At 66.4% G+C, this 17373-nt stretch carries 16 protein-coding genes and 1 other RNA gene; 11 read left to right on the top strand and 6 right to left on the bottom strand.

From position 1 onward, the window contains the following. Positions 1-4 precede the first annotated feature (4 nt). From QMK31_RS04045 to QMK31_RS04080, 8 genes are all read left to right on the top strand, one after another. Complete coding sequence (locus QMK31_RS04045; protein WP_283499634.1) at positions 5-520, top strand: (2Fe-2S)-binding protein; 516 nt, start codon at positions 5-7, stop codon at positions 518-520. Beyond that, positions 517-2910 (top strand): aerobic carbon-monoxide dehydrogenase large subunit, encoded by a 2394-nt coding sequence (locus tag QMK31_RS04050; RefSeq protein ID WP_283499635.1) that lies wholly within the window; start codon positions 517-519, stop codon positions 2908-2910. Before QMK31_RS04045 ends, QMK31_RS04050 begins: the two co-directional genes overlap by 4 nt. A gap of 10 nt (positions 2911-2920) precedes the next feature. After that, the gene (locus QMK31_RS04055) at positions 2921-3856 is read left to right on the top strand and encodes an XdhC family protein (protein ID WP_283499636.1); all 936 of its coding nucleotides are present in this window, start codon (positions 2921-2923) and stop codon (positions 3854-3856) included. A 30-nt stretch (positions 3857-3886) separates the two neighbouring features. After that, the gene (locus QMK31_RS04060) at positions 3887-4783 is read left to right on the top strand and encodes an AAA family ATPase (RefSeq protein ID WP_283499637.1); all 897 of its coding nucleotides are present in this window, start codon (positions 3887-3889) and stop codon (positions 4781-4783) included. Further along, the gene (locus QMK31_RS04065; RefSeq protein WP_283499638.1) at positions 4776-6068 is read left to right on the top strand and encodes a vWA domain-containing protein; all 1293 of its coding nucleotides are present in this window, start codon (positions 4776-4778) and stop codon (positions 6066-6068) included. Before QMK31_RS04060 ends, QMK31_RS04065 begins: the two co-directional genes overlap by 8 nt. Beyond that, positions 6068-6901, top strand: coding sequence for an SRPBCC family protein (locus QMK31_RS04070; protein WP_283499639.1), 834 nt, complete (start codon positions 6068-6070; stop codon positions 6899-6901). Before QMK31_RS04065 ends, QMK31_RS04070 begins: the two co-directional genes overlap by 1 nt. 25 nt (positions 6902-6926) lie before the next feature. After that, positions 6927-8201 carry an XdhC family protein gene (locus QMK31_RS04075; protein ID WP_283499640.1) on the top strand — a complete coding sequence of 425 codons (1275 nt, stop codon included), beginning with the start codon at positions 6927-6929 and terminating at the stop codon, positions 8199-8201. A gap of 246 nt (positions 8202-8447) precedes the next feature. Next, a complete protein-coding gene (locus tag QMK31_RS04080; protein ID WP_283499641.1) occupies positions 8448-9179 on the top strand; it encodes a PIG-L deacetylase family protein in 732 nt (243 codons plus the stop codon). A gap of 222 nt (positions 9180-9401) precedes the next feature. On the opposite strand, the gene ssrA is transcribed toward QMK31_RS04080, so the two are convergent. The 5 genes from ssrA to prfB all read right to left on the bottom strand — a co-directional run bounded on the left by ssrA (position 9402) and on the right by prfB (position 13745). Beyond that, positions 9402-9776, bottom strand: a transfer-messenger RNA (tmRNA) gene (gene ssrA / locus QMK31_RS04085). Positions 9777-9888: 112 nt separating this feature from the next. Next, complete coding sequence (smpB, locus tag QMK31_RS04090) at positions 9889-10365, bottom strand: SsrA-binding protein SmpB (RefSeq protein WP_283499642.1); 477 nt, start codon at positions 10363-10365, stop codon at positions 9889-9891. A 110-nt stretch (positions 10366-10475) separates the two neighbouring features. After that, a complete protein-coding gene (ftsX, locus tag QMK31_RS04095; RefSeq protein WP_283499643.1) occupies positions 10476-11390 on the bottom strand; it encodes a permease-like cell division protein FtsX in 915 nt (304 codons plus the stop codon). Next, the gene (gene ftsE, locus QMK31_RS04100; protein ID WP_283499644.1) at positions 11387-12556 is read right to left on the bottom strand and encodes a cell division ATP-binding protein FtsE; all 1170 of its coding nucleotides are present in this window, start codon (positions 12554-12556) and stop codon (positions 11387-11389) included. The genes ftsX and ftsE overlap by 4 nt, the downstream gene beginning before the upstream one ends. 76 nt (positions 12557-12632) lie before the next feature. Beyond that, positions 12633-13745: a peptide chain release factor 2 gene (gene prfB, locus QMK31_RS04105; RefSeq protein ID WP_283499645.1), complete on the bottom strand. Its 1113-nt coding sequence runs from the start codon at positions 13743-13745 to the stop codon at positions 12633-12635. Between the two features lie 40 nt (positions 13746-13785). On the opposite strand from prfB, the gene QMK31_RS04110 reads away from it, so the two are divergent. The 3 genes from QMK31_RS04110 (at position 13786) to QMK31_RS04120 (ending at position 16389) form a co-directional block, all read left to right on the top strand. Further along, complete coding sequence (locus QMK31_RS04110) at positions 13786-15210, top strand: MFS transporter (protein WP_283499646.1); 1425 nt, start codon at positions 13786-13788, stop codon at positions 15208-15210. Between the two features lie 65 nt (positions 15211-15275). Next, positions 15276-15713: a nitroreductase family deazaflavin-dependent oxidoreductase gene (locus tag QMK31_RS04115; protein ID WP_283499647.1), complete on the top strand. Its 438-nt coding sequence runs from the start codon at positions 15276-15278 to the stop codon at positions 15711-15713. 97 nt (positions 15714-15810) lie between these two features. After that, positions 15811-16389, top strand: a complete 579-nt coding sequence (locus QMK31_RS04120; protein ID WP_283499648.1) for a pentapeptide repeat-containing protein — start codon at positions 15811-15813, stop codon at positions 16387-16389. A 63-nt stretch (positions 16390-16452) separates the two neighbouring features. Here the strand turns inward: QMK31_RS04120 and QMK31_RS04125 are convergent, their stop codons facing one another. Further along, positions 16453-17337 (bottom strand): EamA family transporter, encoded by an 885-nt coding sequence (locus tag QMK31_RS04125; RefSeq protein WP_283499649.1) that lies wholly within the window; start codon positions 17335-17337, stop codon positions 16453-16455. Positions 17338-17373: the final 36 nt, after the last annotated feature.

Raw genomic sequence — 17373 nt, forward strand, 5'->3', positions numbered from 1 at the left:
CCCGATGCAGATCAGTATGACCATCAACGGCACCGACGTCACCCGCGAGATCGAACCGCGCGTGTTGCTCGTGCATTTTATTCGCGACGACCTGCGGCTCACCGGAACGCACTGGGGCTGCGACACCACCAATTGCGGCACCTGCGTCGTGCTGATGGACGGCCAGCCGGTGAAATCTTGCACAGTACTGGCCGCCATGGCCGACGGTCACACGATCACGACCGTGGAGGGACTCGCCAACGGCGCCACCCTCGACCCGGTGCAGCAGGGTTTCATGGAGGAGCACGGCCTGCAGTGCGGCTTCTGCACCCCCGGCATGATGCTCACCGCTCGCGCCCTGCTCGACCACAACCCGCACCCCGAACCGCTCGAGATTCGCGAGGCCATCTCGGGCCAGATCTGCCGCTGCACCGGCTATGCCACCATCGTGCGGTCGATCCAGTGGGCCGCGGCGCATCCCGCCGGTGCAAACGCAGAGACTTCACCAAGCGAATCAACCGAGCATGAGGTGCGCGCATGACCATCCTCGAGGACCGCCCGTCGAACCCGGCCGCCGGCGACCACGATCGGCCCATCGGCCACGGCCGCATGCAGCGCAAAGAAGACCCGCGATTCGTGCGCGGCAAGGGCCATTATGTCGACGACATCGTGCTTCCCGGCATGCTGCACGGTGCCATTCTGCGCGCTCCCGTCGCCCACGCCCGACTGGTGTCGATCGACACGACCGAAGCGCTCGCCCACCCCAAGGTACTCGCGGTCATCACCGGCTCCGACCTGCAGGCGCTCGGCCTGGCTTGGGCGCCGACCCTCTCGATGGATATTCAGGCCGTGCTGGTCACCGATAAGGTGCGCTTCCAGGGCCAGGAGGTCGCGTTCGTCGTCGCCGAAGACCGTTACGCCGCCCGCGACGCCCTCGAGCTGATCCAGGTCGAGTACGACGTACTTTCGCCGGTCGTTGACGCCCGCAAGGCCATGGACCCGGACGCCCCGATCATTCGCGACGACCTCGAGGGCCGCACCGACAACCACATCTTCGACTGGGAAGCCGGCAACAAAGCCGAAACGGATGCCGTCTTCGCGAGCGCCGACGTAGTGGTGAAACAGGAGATCGTTTATCCGCGCGTGCACCCGGCGCCGATGGAAACTTGCGGCGCTGTCGCCGACTTCGATGCCGTCGAGGGCCGCCTCACCCTGTACGAGACGACGCAGGCCCCGCACGCCCACCGCACCCTGTTTGCCATGGTCTCCGGCATTCCGGAGCACAAGATTCGGGTGGTCTCCCCCGATATCGGCGGCGGCTTCGGCAATAAGGTTGGCATCTACCCGGGCTATATCCTCGCCGTGGTCGGCTCCATCGTCACCGGCAAACCGGTGAAATGGGTCGAGGACCGTTCCGAGAACCTCATGAGCACCTCGTTCGCCCGCGACTACATCATGCAGGGCGAGATCGCTGCGACCAGGGACGGCAAGATCTTGGCGCTGCGCACCAACGTGCTCGCCGACCACGGTGCGTTCAACGCCACCGCCCAACCCACCAAGTATCCGGCCGGGTTCTTTCACATCTTCACCGGCAGCTACGACCTTGCCGCAGCCCACTGCACCGTCACCGGCGTTTACACCAATAAGGCCCCGGGCGGGGTGGCCTACGCGTGTTCCTTCCGGGTAACCGAGGCGGTCTACCTGGTCGAGCGGATGGTCGACATCCTGGCCCGCAAGCTTGAGATGGACCCAGCCGAGTTGCGTTTGAAGAACTTCATTAAAAAGGAGCAGTTTCCGTACCCGAACAAGACCGGCTGGGAGTACGACTCGGGCGACTACGAACCCACCATGCGGCTGTCGATGAAGATGGCCGGCTACGACGAACTGCGCCGAGAGCAGAAGGAGAAACGCGAACGCGGCGAACTGATGGGCATCGGCATCTCGTTCTTCACCGAGACCGTCGGCGCCGGACCCCGCAAGGACATGGACATTCTCGGCCTCGGCATGGCGGACGGCGCCGAACTGCGCATCCACCCCACCGGCAAGGCCGTTGTGCGCATCTCGGTGCAGAGCCAGGGGCAGGGCCACGAAACGACCTTCGCGCAGATCGTGGCGGAGGAGATCGGCATCCCGCCGGAAGACATCGATGTGGTGCACGGCGACACCGATCAAACCCCGTTCGGCCTCGGCACCTACGGCAGCCGATCGACCCCGGTCAGCGGCGCGGCCGTGGCGCTCGTTGCCCGCAAGGTGCGGGAGAAGGCCCGGTTCATCGCCGCGGCCATGCTCGAGACCCGGCCGGAAGACCTCGAGTGGGAGAAGGGCCGCTGGTTCGTCAAGGGCGACCCGAGCGTGGGCAAAACCATCGCGGAGATCGCGATGGGTGCGCACGGCACGGTCGCGCTGCCAGAGGGTATCGACGGCAACCTCGACGCCGAGGTCACCTACGATCCACCCAACCTGACCTTCCCATTTGGCGCTTACATCTGCGTGGTCGACGTCGATCCGGGAACCGGGCACGTCAAGGTGCGCCGGTTCATTGCCGTCGACGATTGCGGTACCCGCATCAACCCGATGATCATCGAGGGCCAGATCCATGGCGGTCTCACCGACGGTGTGGGCATGGCGCTGATGGAATTCATCGAATTCGATGCGGAGGGCAACTGCCTCGGCGGCTCCTTCATGGACTACCTCATTCCTACCGCCATGGAGGTACCGGACTGGGAGACCGGCTTCACCGTGACCCCGTCGCCGCATCACCCGATCGGCGCCAAAGGTGTCGGCGAATCGGCGACGGTCGGTTCGCCGCCGGCCGTCGTCAACGCCGTCGTTGACGCCCTCTCCCCGTTCGGCGTCGTGCACATGGACATGCCCTGCACGCCCGCCCGGGTGTGGGAGGCCATGCAGGGCCGCACGAGACCGCCGGTCTAGCATGCCCACCGTGTACACGACCCTTGAGCGCGAGCTCACCGAACGCCGCGAACCGTTCGTGCACGCGACGGTGGTGCGCGCCCAGCGCCCGACGAGCGCGCACGCCGGCGACACGGCGCTCGTGCGCGCGAACGGCGAGATCGACGGGTTCGTCGGGGGAACGTGTGTGGAGGCATCCGTTCGGCTGTACAGCCTGCAGGTTCTCGAAAGCCGCCAGCCGTTGCTGCTCAAGGTGGTTGCCGGCGTGCCGTCGAGCACCGTTGAGGACGGCGCGGTCGAAGTGTCCAACCCCTGTGTCAGCAATGGAGCCATCGAGATCTTTCTTGAACCATGCATTCCTCTGCCCCGACTTATCCTTGTCGGCTCGACCCCCGACGCCGAGGCACTCGCCGCCCTCGCGCCACTGGTCGGCTTCGACCTCGTGCACGCGGATGGCGGCTCCGCTGCCCCGCAGGTCGGCGACGCCGCCCTGATCGTCGCGTCACACGGCCGCGACGAGGAGCCTGCCCTGCTCGCCGCCCTGGCCGCCGGGGTGCCCTATGTTGCGCTCGTGGCGAGCCCGAAGCGGGCAGCGGCGGTGCTCGCCTCCCTCGACGTCTCGCCGGAGCAGCGCGCGCGGGTATTCAGTCCGGCCGGCCTCGACCTCGGGGCACGCACGCCCGGGGAGATTGCGGTGTCGATTTTCGCGCAGCTGGTGCAGGAACGGGCCGGGCGCGGGCATCCGTTGGTCGTGGCGGGGCCTGAACCAGCTGGGTCTGAACCAGCTGGGTCTGAATCGGCGGCGGCTGGTACCGCAACTTCGATCGACCCGGTTTGCGGCATGGCGGTGGCCGCGCTGCCCACGTCGCTGCACGTCGATTACGACGGCTCGATAGTGTATTTTTGCTCGGCGGGCTGCCGCACGGCGTTTCTCGCGCATCCGGAGCAGTATGCGACCGCGCGGTAGCGGCCCGGCTGGCGGTCGGCGGTGCCGGCGGTGGTGACCATACCCGAACTGGTGCCGTCCGTCGCCGCGCTGCAGCGTGCCCTCGATGCCGAGGACTATCTCGCCGACGAGGGACTCGCTACCGCCGTGTTCCTGGCCGTGCGCATGCGGCAGCCGCTGCTGCTCGAGGGCGAACCGGGGGTCGGCAAGACCGAGATCGCCAAGGCGCTCGCCCGGCTGCTCGACACCGAACTGTTCCGTCTGCAGTGCTACGAGGGAATCAGCGCCGGGGAGGCGCTCTACGAGTGGAACTACCCACGGCAGCTGCTCGGCATCCGGTTGGCTGAAGCGCGCGGGGTTTCCCCGGCCGAGACCGAGCTGTTTGGACGGGATTATCTGCTGCGCCGCCCGCTGTTGCAGGCGATCGAACATCCCGGCCCGCGGCCGGCCGTGCTGCTGCTCGACGAGATCGACCGGGCCGACGCCGAGTTCGAAGCGTTCACCTTCGAGCTGCTCGCCGAGGCGGCGGTCACCATTCCCGAGCTCGGAACCGTCACGGCGGCGCATCCGCCAATCGTGATTCTCACGAGCAATCGCACCCGCGACCTGCACGACGCCCTCACCCGGCGCTGCCTGTATCACTGGATCGATTACCCGGGGCCGGAGCGCATCGCGCAGATCGTGCGCCGCCGAGTGCCGAGCAGTTCCGAAGCGCTGGCGACCGAGGCCGCAGCGGCGATCACCCGGTTGCGCTCGCTCGACCTCGTGAAGCCGCCTGGCATCGCCGAGGCCATCGACTGGGTGAGCGCCCTCACAGTACTCGGCATCGCCCAGCTCAGCGGCCGCGCGGTCGAGCAGACCTGGGGCTCAGTTCTGAAGAATCGGGACGACCTTGATTTAGCTGCCGCCCGCGGCGGCGTCTGGGTGGCGGAGGCCGCGCATGGCTGACCGCGGCCTTCAGCCACCGATCACCGCGGCCGCCCTCGCCGCTGGCTTCAGCACGGCCCTGCACCGGGCCGGCCTGCCGGTATCGCCGGACCGGGCAGCGCGGCTGGCCGAAGCACTGCGACTGGTACCGCCTACCGACCGGGCCGCGCTGTACTGGGCCTGCCGGATCGTGTTCGTCTCGCAGCAGCAGTACCTCGCCCGATTCGACGCGGTGTTCAGCGCCGTGTTCGACGGCCGGCTCGACCCGGCCGAGAGTCGCGGTGACCCGAACGCTCCCCCGGCGATCGGGTCAGAGACCCGCACCAAGGCCGCCCCGCCGATCAACCGACCGGTCGGCGCGCCCGAACCACACCCCGATCGCCCGCCAGCCCCGCTGCCCGGCACCGACTCTGCCGACGGCGAGAGCGACGACCCGAGGAGCGACGCCATCCTCGCCCTGGCCTCGAGCGATGAACACCTGCACGACATGGCGTTCGCTGACCTTGACCCGGAGGAGCTTGCCCGGTTGCGGCAGCTCGTCGCCCGCATCGTGCTGTCGACGCCGACGCGGCTCAGCCGCCGAACGCATTCGTCGCCGCACAGCCACGACCGGCTTGATGTGGCGCGCACCGTGCGTGCCGCCCAACGTACCGGCGGAGATCCGATCATCCTGCACTACGCCCATCGCCGCCCGAGACCGCGCCGACTCGTGCTGCTCTGCGATGTGTCGGGTTCGATGGAACCGTACACCCGGGTGTTTCTCACGCTGCTGCAGGGCGCAGCCTCCGGCGCGAAAGCCGAAGCTTTCGTGTTTTCAACGCACCTCACCCGGCTGACCCGCCAACTCGCCCTGCGCGACCCTGACCAGGCGCTCGCGCAAGCCGCCGCCACCGCGACCGACTGGGCCGGCGGTACGCGGCTGGCGACCAGTATCGGTCGGTTCATCGATGACTTTGGGCGGCGCGGCCTGGCGCGCGGCGCCGTGATCGTTGTGTTCTCTGACGGCTGGGCGCAGGACGACCCGGCCGACGTGGACGCCCAGATGGCGCGCCTGCGCCGGCTCGCGCACCGCATCGTCTGGGTGAATCCGCGCAAGGCGGCCGCCGGCTATCGGCCGCTCGTCGGCGGCATGGCCGCGGCCCTGCCCTACTGCGACGCCTTCGTCAGCGGGCACAGCTACGCGGCCCTCGCCGAGGTGGCGGCGGCGATTCGCGGTGACCCGGTCGCATACGGCCCTGCAGCATCCGCTCGACGCGGTTCTGCCCACAATCGACCATCCGTAACCATCCAGCAGAGGACACCCTGATGCAACTCGACAGCACCTTTACCGTCATCGCCCCCGTCGACACGGTGTGGAACACCCTGATGGACTTCGAACGCGTCGCCGGCTGCGTGCCCGGTGCGCAGATTCTGAACAAACTCTCCGACGACAACTATCAGGTCGGCATGAAGGTCAAACTCGGCCCGGTGACCATGCAGTATCGCGGCCAGATGAACGTCGACGAACGCGACGCCGACGCCCACCGCGCCGTCTTCTCTGGCAAGGCGCAGGAGACCCGCGGGCAGGGAACCGCCCAGGCCACGGTCACGCTCGTGCTGGTCGAAACCGACGGCGTGACCCAGGGCACGGTCAGTGCTGACCTGTCCCTGTCGGGCAAGGCCGCGGCCATGGGCAAGGGCGTCATCAGCAGCGTCACCGAGCAAATGATGGCGCTGTTCGCCGGCAACCTGCAGGCGCTCATCGAGGGCGACGACGGCTCGGCCACTTCGACCCCCGTCGGCGACCATGTGGAAGACCCGGCCACTCTCGCCCAGGCCGCCCCACGGGCGGTCACCGACGTGTCGCACATTCCGCCAGGGGACGCACCCGCCGCCGACACGCTCCCCAACGTGCAAGCGGATGCGCCGCCGCATTCGAACCTGCCGCCACGCCCGGTCCCGCCCCGCGTCGCACCCGTCGGCGGGCACCGGGCCGCGCCGCACCGATCAGCCCCAGCCGCGGCGCCGAGCCTCGACGCGATGAGCCTGGTCAAGGGTGTCATTACCGACCAGCTGGGCGACCCGGTGAAACTTCTGGGGCTGCTGGCCACGGTAGCGTTCATCGCATACCGAATTGGTCGGCGCGCGTCCGGCCGCTGACCTGCGCGACCGAAGGGATACCGACATGCGTGAAGTTTTGGATACCCTCATTACCGGTTGGCAGACCGGCGCCACGGCGGGGCTGGCCACGGTCGTGCGCACCTTCCAGTCCGCGCCGCGCCCGGCCGGCGCTTCGATGCTGGTCAGCGCCGACGGTACCGTTGCCGGCTCGGTCTCGGGCGGCTGCGTCGAGGGCGCCGTCTACGAACTCGCCACGCAGGTGGCCGAAGACGGCGTGCCCGTTCTCGTGCGCTATGGCATCAGCGACGACGATGCCTTCGCCGTCGGGCTCACCTGCGGCGGCATTCTGGATGTTTTCGTCGAGCCCGTTTCCCGGGCTACCTTCGCCCTGCTCGAGGGTGTGCACGGAGACGTCGACGCCGGCCGGCCGGTGGGAGTGGCCACGGTGATCGAGCATCCGGATGCCGCCTGGCTCGGCCGCCACCTCGTGGTTCGGCCGCACGGATTCGAGGGCGACCTGGGCTCGGAACGCGCCAACCACGCCATCGGCGATGACACCCAGGGCTTACTCGCCGCCGGACGCAACACCACCCTCACCTACGGCCCCGACGGCGAGCGGCGCGGCGAGGGGATGCGGGTATTCTTCGCGAGCTACGCGCCCAGGCCGCGCCTGCTGGTGTTCGGTGCGATTGACTTCGCCACCGCCCTGGCCCGGCTCGCCACCTTCCTCGGTTACCGGGTCACGGTCTGCGACGCGCGCGGCGTCTTCGCGACCGCGGCCCGGTTTCCCGGCGTCGACGAGGTCGTGGTGAGCTGGCCCGACCGCTATCTTCGCGAGCAGATCGCCGGCGGGCTCATCGACCCGCGCACGGTCATCTGCGTACTCACCCACGATCCCAAATTCGACGTCCCCCTGCTCGAAGCGGCCCTGCACGGCCCGCCCGTGGCTTATATCGGTGCGATGGGATCCCGCCGCACCCATGCCGACCGTCTGGAGCGCCTGCGCGCTGTCGGGGTGACCGACGCGGAGCTCGCCCGACTGCGCAGTCCGATCGGCCTCGACCTCGGCTCACGCACCCCCGAGGAGACCGCCGTGTCAATCGCCGCTGAGATCATCTCGCTCCAGTGGGGCGGCAGCGGCGAGCCGCTGTCCACCCTGGTCGATGCCATCCACGGCGACTCTATCCACCATGACGACCTCGTCGATCCCAACGCGCCGGCTGACCCGACCAGGCGCACGCCCGCATCCTCATCCGCGAGTCCGACTATGCCTTCGAACGCAGGCACCCACAATATCGGTGCCGCGCCGGCTGGTGACCAACGAGTCCGAACGCAGTGACCTCCGAGCAGATAGTCCTGCGCGCCCAGCTAACACCACAGCCTTGAGCTGCGACTTGTCGCACCGTCCTTTACGCGAGACGACACGTTCAGCCCCATCCCTTCGCGAGGGGCCCGCACGTCCGTGGGGCCGAAGTAGTCGTCTCACCACCTCGGCCGGATGCTGGCGGCGATAGGCTCGTCGGATGGCTTTGGCATCCGCTGTCCCTCTGCAGTTCTCGACTGACGCAGACCGAGACTGTGCCCGATGAGCATTCTCGACTCAGTCACGTCGGTGCTGTTCGTACACGCACACCCCGACGACGAGACCATAGGTACCGGCGGGCTGATCGCGTATCTGGCGAGCCGCAGCATCCGCATCAGCCTGGTCACCGCCACGCGCGGTGAGCGCGGTGAAGTCGTTGCCGGTCCGCTCTCGGTGCTTGCGGGCACCCCGGCCCTGGCGGAAGAGCGCAAGCGCGAACTCGAACGCGCCGCGTTCACCCTCGGCATCAACGACGGCTTTTGGCTCGGCGAGAAACCGGCCCGCGCGTCCGGGCTGCCCGCACGCCGCTATCGCGACTCGGGCATGGAGTGGCTACGTCCCGGGCTGGCCGGTCCGGCCGCCGATTCAGAAGCCGATGCCCTCGCGCGCGCACCGCTCTCCGAGGTCACCGCTGACCTCGTCGCCGTTCTCCGACACGTGCGACCGAGCCTCGTCATCAGCTACGACGCCACGGGCGGCTACGGCCATCCCGATCACGTGCGCGTGCACGACGCCGCCCTCCGCGCCAGCCGCAGCCTCACGATCCCTTACGCCGAGATCATCGACACCCCCACAGCGGATGCTGAATGGTTCGACCTCGAGCCCCAACACGACTCTGTCGTGGCGGCCCTGCGCTGCCATGCGAGCCAGCTCACGGTCGACGGCGACTTCATCGTGCACTCCGGGGGCCAGCGCGACCCTATCCGCGCCGCGATCGGCCTGCGCCTGCGCTGACCACCACGCCCTGCGTTTGCAACTGCGGAGATTTCCGCGAAATCGGCCTGGAAATGCCGAAACCAAAGGCTCTGGGCAGGAATTTCCGCAGTTCTGAACGGCACCACCGCTATCGAGCCTGTCCCGGCACGATCAGGGTGCCGAATTGGTGCGCATAAACAACTGAGGCCGCCCAATTGGGCGGCCTCAGGAGTAAAGCTCAACAGCGTGTGACAGAACCGATGGTGGAGATGCGGGGAATTGAACCCCGGTCCACTGCTGTGGTCATATGCCTTCTACGGGTGTATCCAGTGAAATCGCTTTCTCGGCCCCGGAATTTGCCACTGGCATCTACTCCGACAGGCCCAGCCTTCGTTTAAGTCCCTCTACACCCCGTGGCTCAATGTAAAAGCAAGCTCCCTAAATGACGTCAGGATCCGGGTAGAGAGCATTCCCGGTCTGGCGGACTTCATTAGTGCTATCGCTTAGGCAGCGAGAGCGAAGTCAGTGCGGTTTGATTTGGCACTTATTGTTTTGCAGAGATCGTTTACGAGATAACCCTGCATCCTCGACCCGCTTCTCACAATTGCGCAAACAGTGTCGAAACCGATCATCCCCATACACACGGCAAGCCGACAGGCTTACGATGGGTTCGTGTCACACGCTGTTGAGTTACCAAGCAGCACTTTTCAGTGCAGCGCTCCATACTACGACAAAACCTGGAGGCTGCCTAGTCGCCGAGGTGCCGCTGCGCCGACATCGCCCGGTCCGATTCGCGCTTATCGGTACGTTCCCGCAGTGTCTGGCGCTTGTCAAACTCTTTTTTACCTTTGGCGACGCCGATTTCAACCTTGGCTTTACCGTCGGCAAAGTAGATGCGCAGCGGAATGATCGTGTAGCCACCCTCTTTGGTCTTGTGGCTGATCTTGATGATCTCCTTCTTATGCAGAAGAAGCTTGCGTTTGCGACGGGGCGGATGATTGGTCCACGAGCCACCGCTGTATTCCGGAATGTGTACGGCATCCAGCCAGGCCTCACCGCCCTCGATGAAGGCATAGCCGTCGACCAGGGTAGCCCGGCCGGCCCGCAAAGACTTGACCTCGGTGCCGCTCAGGACCATCCCGGCCTCGTAGGTATCACTGATGAGGTAGTCATGGCGGGCCTTCTTATTGCTCGCCACGACCTTTTCGCCACGTTCCCTGGGCATGTGCTCACCTCAATTCAAATACTTCAAGCGGATGCCGTCGGCCGATCCGGCAGACAGCCCACCAGTCTAGCGGGTGCCGGCCGCCACCCGGCCGCCGGCATCCGCTTCAGTTAGACCTTGAGGTAGCGGGTGATCGCGAAGTTTGCCGAGAACGCGGCGAGCACCGCGCCGACCACGAGCAGGATGGGCACCACGACGAGCGCATCGTCCATACCGACCAGGGCGAAGCCGGTGAGCCTCGACCCGAGATAGCCCTGCACGAAGAAGTAGACGAGCGCCACGATCGCACCCCCCGCCAGGAGCGAACCGAGCAGGGCAGCGAATACCCCCTCCAGAATGAACGGCGTCTGAATAAATCGGTTACTCGCACCGACCAATCGCATGATGCCGAGTTCCCGACGCCGGGAGAACGCCGACAAACGGATGGTCGTGGCAATCAGCAACGCCGCCGCGATCAACATCAACCCGGCAATACCAATGGCCGTGTAGCTGGCCACATTGAGCACGGAGAAAATCTGATCGAGGTATTTGCGCTGGTCAGCGACGTTTTCGACTCCGGCAACGCCCGACAGACTCTCGACCAGCACCGCGGACTGAGCCGGATCCTTCAGGTTCACCCAGAAGGTCTGGTTGAGCTGATCGGCGGTGACGTAGTCGGCGACCGGGTTGCCGGCGAACTGCTTCTTGAAGTTCTCAAAAGCCTGCTCGTGCGTCTCGAAATAATAGTTGTCGATGAACGACGCGAGGGTCGGCGATTTCAGTTGCGCCTCAACGGCGGCGATCTGCTCCGGTGAAGCATCACCGCCGGTGCAGGTCTCCCCCGGCGAAATATCGGAGCACATGTAGATGCCGACCTGCGCCTTGTCGTACCAGAAGTTTTTCATCTGGCCGATCTGCATCTGCATGAGCACGGCCGCGCCCACAAAAGTCAGCGAGATGAAGGTCACGAGCACGACGGAAACGACCATCGAGGCGTTGCGCCGCAGGCCGTTCGCGGCTTCGGAGAGCACCAGACCGAGCCTCATCGGGTCGGCCCCACGTTCTGCTCGCCCGTTTGGTCGGGTTTCTCTCCCGGCGCTCGTAGGCCGAGTTTCTCGGCGAGCGTGAGCTGTTCCGGGTCATCATTCGGGGGGACCGGCAGCACCGGGCGCGTCATCGGCGGCACCGGTGTGGCCGGGGCTGCCTCAACCGGCGGGGCGGCGAGCGATGCCGTTGCCGGGGCTTCGTAGGCCGCGGTTTCGTGGGCCGATGCCTCGGGGGCGGAAGCTTCGGGGGCCGGCGCAACCGGTCCCGTCGCCGCGGCGACCGCGGCCGCAGCGGCCTGGTGCAGCGACACGGAGGTCTCCGGAACCGGAGCGGAGGGGTGCGTCAGCGCCGGTTCGGGCTCGGCAGCAACGGCCGGCCGGGCGTAGACCGGCGCGACGGGCGACGGGGCGCTGCTGGGCGCATCCGCTGACGCAGTGGCAGTAGCAGCAGTAGCGGAGGAGGGAAGAATGGTGGGAATTGAGGCTGTGGCGTAGCCGCCCTGACGTTCGTCACGCACGATCTCGCCGTTGACGAGTTCGATCACACGGCGCTGCATCTTATCGACGATGCCGGCCTCGTGGGTAGCCATGATCACGGTGGTACCGCCAGCGTTGATGCTCGCGAGCAGCGACATGATCTCGGCGCTCGTGGTGGGGTCGAGGTTTCCGGTGGGCTCATCGGCCAGCAGAATCTGCGGCTTGTTCACGATGGCGCGGGCGATGGCCACGCGCTGCTGCTCACCACCGGAGAGTTCGTGCGGCAGGCGCTGCGCCTTTTCGGCCAGGCCGACCATCTTGAGGGTGTCTGGCACGGCTTCCTGAATGAAGCCCCGGCTCTTGCCGATCACCTGCAGGCTGAACGCGACATTGTCGAACACGGTTTTGTTCGGCAGCAGGCGAAAGTCCTGAAAGACGACGCCCATGTTGCGGCGAAAGTAGGGCACCTTGCGGTTGGAGATCGATCGCAGGTCTTGGCCGAGCACGTGAATGCTGCCGCTGGTCGGCTTCTCCTCCTTGAGCACGAGCCGCAGGCAGCTCGACTTGCCCGATCCGGAGGCGCCGACCAGAAAGACGAATTCTCCTCGCAAAATCTCGACGTCGATCGAGTTCAGTGCCGGCCGAGTGGTGCCGGGATACTTCTTGGTTATGTGATCAAAACGGATCATAGCTCTTAGAGCCTAGGCATCCGCGGGCGTTTTCCCTACAGCGACATACCCGCCGGGGCCAAGCCCCAGCGAGCCTTTAGTCTTCGGGTGCTTTCTTGCGCCAGCGGATGCCGGCCGAAATGAAGCCGTCCAGGTCACCGTCGAAGACGTTGCTCGGGTTGTTCACCTCGTACTCGGTGCGCAGGTCCTTGACCATTTGGTAGGGCGCGAGCACGTAGCTGCGCATCTGGTCGCCCCAGCTCGCGGTGATATTGCCGGCGAGTTCCTTCTTGGTGGCGGCTTCCTTCTCGCGTTCCAGCACGAGCAGACGCGACTGCAGCACCCGCATTGCGGCGGCCCGGTTCTGAATCTGGCTCTTCTCGTTCTGGCAGCTCACCACGGTGCCCGTCGGCAGGTGGGTGATGCGCACGGCGGAGTCGGTGGTGTTGACCGACTGGCCGCCCGGGCCGCTTGAGCGAAACACGTCGACGCGAATGTCGCCGTCGGGCACCTCAATCGATTCGGTCTGCTCGATCAGGGGCACAACCTCAACCGCCGCGAAGGAGGTCTGGCGTTTTCCGGCCGAGTTGAACGGGCTCATGCGCACCAGGCGGTGCGTGCCGGCCTCGACGCTGAGCGTGCCGAAAGCGTAGGAGGCGTCGACCTCGAAGGTGGCGCTCTTGATGCCGGCCTCTTCGGCGTAGCTGATCTCGAGCACGCTCGTGCGCCAGTTGTGCTGCTCGGCATAGCGCAGATACATGCGCAGCAGCATTTCGGCGAAGTCGGCGGCGTCCACTCCGCCGGCGCCGGCGCGAATGGTGATGACGGCGTTGCGTTCGTCGAATTCGCCGTTGAGCAGCGTCTGCACCTCCAGCTCGCCGAGCAGCTTCTGCAAACTCGCGAGCTCTACCGTTGCCTCGTCGGCCAGTTCCTGGTCGCCCTGGCCATCATTGGCCATTTCCACGAGGGTCTCGAGGTCGTCGAGCCTGGTAGAGATGCTCTCGATACGCGCCAGCTGCGACTGCCGGTGACTGAGGTCGCTGGTCACCTTCTGGGCGTGCTCGGTGTCGTCCCACAAATCGGGCATTCCGGCCTCACCGCTGAGGTCGTCAATGTCCGCGCGCAGTCGATCAATGTCGATCACCGAGCGGATGTCGCCGAACGTGGTCCGCAGCGCGGCGATCTGTACTGAGAAATCCAAGTCAATCATGTTCTGTTCAGCCTACCGGGCTGGCGTAGCATCGACTCTGATGAGCAATACGCAGCGCCCCCTCAACCTGCGATCCATCGCCCTGACAGCTTTTTTGCCTACCCTGCTGTTCTCGGTCGGTGAGGGCGCGATCATTCCGCTCATTCCGCTGGTCGCCAACGATCTCGGCGCCACGCTCGCCATCGCCGGGGTGATCGCCGCCATGATCATGTTCGGCGAACTCGTTGGCGACATTCCGAGCGGCTGGATCGTCGCGCGCATCGGCGAGCGCAACTCGATGATCTACGCCTCGCTGGTCACGATCGGTGCTGTGATCATCTGCATCGTCGCGCCGAACCCGCTCGTGCTCGGAATCGGAATCTTTTTGATCGGCATCGCCACCGCCGTCTTTGCCCTCGCCCGGCACGCCTTCATGACGAGCTACGTGCCGCTGGTCTACCGGGCCCGCGCCCTGTCGACGCTCGGTGGAGTGTTTAGGGCCGGCTGGTTCGTCGGGCCGTTCCTGTCCGCCGCGCTCATCCACCTCACCGGCAGCACCCAGGCAACATTCTGGGTGTTCATCGTGTGTTGCGTGATCGCCGTCGCGATGCTGGTGATTCTGCCCGATCCCACACGGGAACTGGCCGGTCCCGGTGCTCGGCCCGATGGCGCCGGGGCGGAGCAGGCCGGAGCAGACCAGGCAGGGGCAGAGCAGGCCGAGTCGGAGCAGGCCGGAGCTAAGCAGGCCGGGGCGGAGCAGGCGGCATCCGCTTTGCAGGCCGCCGCGCCGACCGATGCTGTCCCAATGGATGCCGTCCCAATGGATGCTGTCCCAATGGATGCCGTTCCCCCGGCCGCCGCGCCCGGCACCGCCGAGGGGCTGTTCCAGACCATCCGCGCCCACCGCGGCGTGCTCATGCGGCTCGGCACCGGTGCCGCTCTCGTCGGCGCGATGCGGGCCAGCCGCACGGTCATACTGCCGTTGTGGGCGGTCAGCATCGGGGTGAGCGCGCCTGATACCGCACTGATCATCGGCATTGCCGGCGGAATCGACTTTCTGTTGTTCTACGTCAGCGGCCAGATTATGGACCGCTTCGGCCGCATCTGGAGCGCGGTGCCGTCGATGATCGGCCTCGGCCTCGGCCACGTCGCCCTCGCGTTCACACACAACCTGCCGAGCAACGTGGGCTGGTTCATCGGCGTGGCGATGTTCCTCTCCCTCGCCAATGGCATCGGCAGCGGCCTGCTCATGACGCTCGGTGCCGACCTCGCTCCCCAGCGCCATCCGGCGCCGTTCCTCGGAGCCTGGCGGTTCACCGCCGACTTCGGCAGCGCCGCCGCGCCGCTCGCCGTGGCCGGCATCACCGCGCTTGCCTCACTGTCGATCGCCAGCGGCATCATCGGCGTGTTCGGCCTGCTCGGCGCCGTTCTCCTCGGCCGCTACATCCCCCGCTTCGCCCCGCACCGCCCGCGCAGCCTGCTCTAGCCGCCTCCCCCTCTCGCGGGACGGCCGGATGGAATTTTTTTTGCAGCACGGGCGTTGGGGAAACCATGCCCCTCATCGGAGAATACGAACCAAGCACAGCCCAGTGGGTGCGCGACCAGGTCGACCAGATCGAAAAGTCCGGCGGCACCGAGGGCACGACCCTGCGCGGCATGCCCGTCATCGTGCTGACCACGCTCGGCGTGAAGAGCGGCAAGCTGCGCAAGGCCCCCCTTATGCGCGTCGAGCACGACGGCCGGTACGCCGCCGTCGCCTCGCTCGGCGGCAGTCCCAAAAACCCAGTCTGGTACGCGAACGTCGTGGCGCACCCCGAGGTCGAGCTGCAGGACGGCACCCAGAAATGGGACATGCACGCCCGCGAGGTCACCGGTGACGAAAAGGCCGCGTGGTGGGAGCGCGCCGTGGCAGCCTTCCCCGACTACGCCGCCTATCAGAACAAAACCGACCGCGAAATTCCCGTCTTCGTGCTCGAACCCCTCGCCTAAGCGTGGCCAAGACCAACACTCGCAAAGGGCCCGGCCCCGTCACGCCTCGATCGACCGCATCACCCTGCCCGACCTCGTAGACGACGACGGCGCTTTCTTGCGCTCCGGTGTCGGCCGTGAGGCCGAGCGGTACACGGGCGTTGACCTCGACGGACGTGACCTCACCGGCATCACGTTCGGGGAGTGTGAATTCACCCGGGTCTCTCTGCACGAGACCAGGCTGCGCGGGGCATCCTTTTCGGAGTGTCTGGCCACCGATCTGCACGCGCCGGTGTTTAGCGCGCCGCGTTCCAGCTGGCGGGACGTGCGCATCGAACACGCGAGGCTCGGTTCGGTCGAGGCCTACGAGGCAACGCTGCGGTCGGTACACATCGACGGCTCCAAGCTCGACTTCGTGAACCTGCGCAACGCCACCCTCACCGACGTACTCATCAGCAACTGCATCATCGAGGAGCTCGACCTGGGCAGCGCCACCGTGCAGCGCCTCGAACTGCAGAACTGCCGCATCGGCACTCTCGATGTCGGAGGCGCCAAGCTCAAAGACGTCGACCTGCGCTCAAGCGACTTCTCGGCCGTGCACGGCCTCGAGGGGTTGCGCGGCGCCACGATCGACGACGCCCAACTGAGCCTGCTCGCCCCGCTGCTCGCCGCTCACCTCGGTCTGCGCGTCGAATAGCCCCCTCAACAAGCACCAGCGAACAAGCGGATGCCTACGGCCGTCCCCGCCAGCCCGCCCGCTCTAGGGGATCGCGGTCGCGGTTAGCTCGAGGTCGGACGTTGGCCGATCGTGCTGGGTCGCGATCGCCGCGCTGGCCGCGACGCAGACGACGACGATGGCGATCTGCTGCAGCAGGGTAAAGGTTTCGCCGAGTACGAGAGCGCCGAAACCGGCCGCGATCACCGGGCCGAAGCTCGTGATGATCGCGTACAGCCGCGGGCTGATCCGACGCAGAATATAGGTGTCTAGCGTGTACGGAAAGGCCGAGGAGACGAGGCCGACAAGCAACAGCAGCCCGACTACGCCCCAGGTGAAGACCGAGAGATCCAGGGTGAACAGCGCGATCGGCACCACGATGACGAGGCTGACCACACTCGCGATCGAGATACCCTCAAGCCCGGCGAACTCCGTCGCCACCCGGCGGGTCAGCACGATGTAGCAGAACCAGGCGGCCGCTGCGGTGAGCGCAAGCACAATGCCGAGCGGGTCGAGCGTGCCGTCCGACCAGGTCAACAAAAACACTCCCCCGGCGGCGGCCGCTGCGCAGACGAAGTCCAGAATGCGGCGGCTGGTCACGAGGGCGAGGGCGAAGGGACCGAGAAATTCAATCGTCGCCGCGACGCCGAGTCCGAGCATACTGACAGCCTGGTAGAAGCTGAGGTTCATGACGGCGAGCACGAGACCGAGTGCAAGCGGCGGCCAGATCCGGGCCCAGGTCAGGTTCTTCAGCCGGGGCCGGGCCAGCGGCAGCACCACGATAACCATGACGATCTGGCGGGCAGCGACGACGATCGGCGAGCCGACGACCGGAATGAGCAGCCCGGCCAGTGACGACCCGAAATTGATGCTGACCTCGGTGGCGAGTTGGGCTCCAGCGCCGCTCAGTTTCTCCCGCTGCGTACGCACACTGCTCCTGTCGGCGCCATCAGGGCACCTCTCGAC

The organism is Cryobacterium sp. PH31-O1 (genome assembly GCF_030063455.1).
In the GTDB taxonomy this organism is placed as follows: Bacteria; Actinomycetota; Actinomycetes; order Actinomycetales; family Microbacteriaceae; genus Cryobacterium.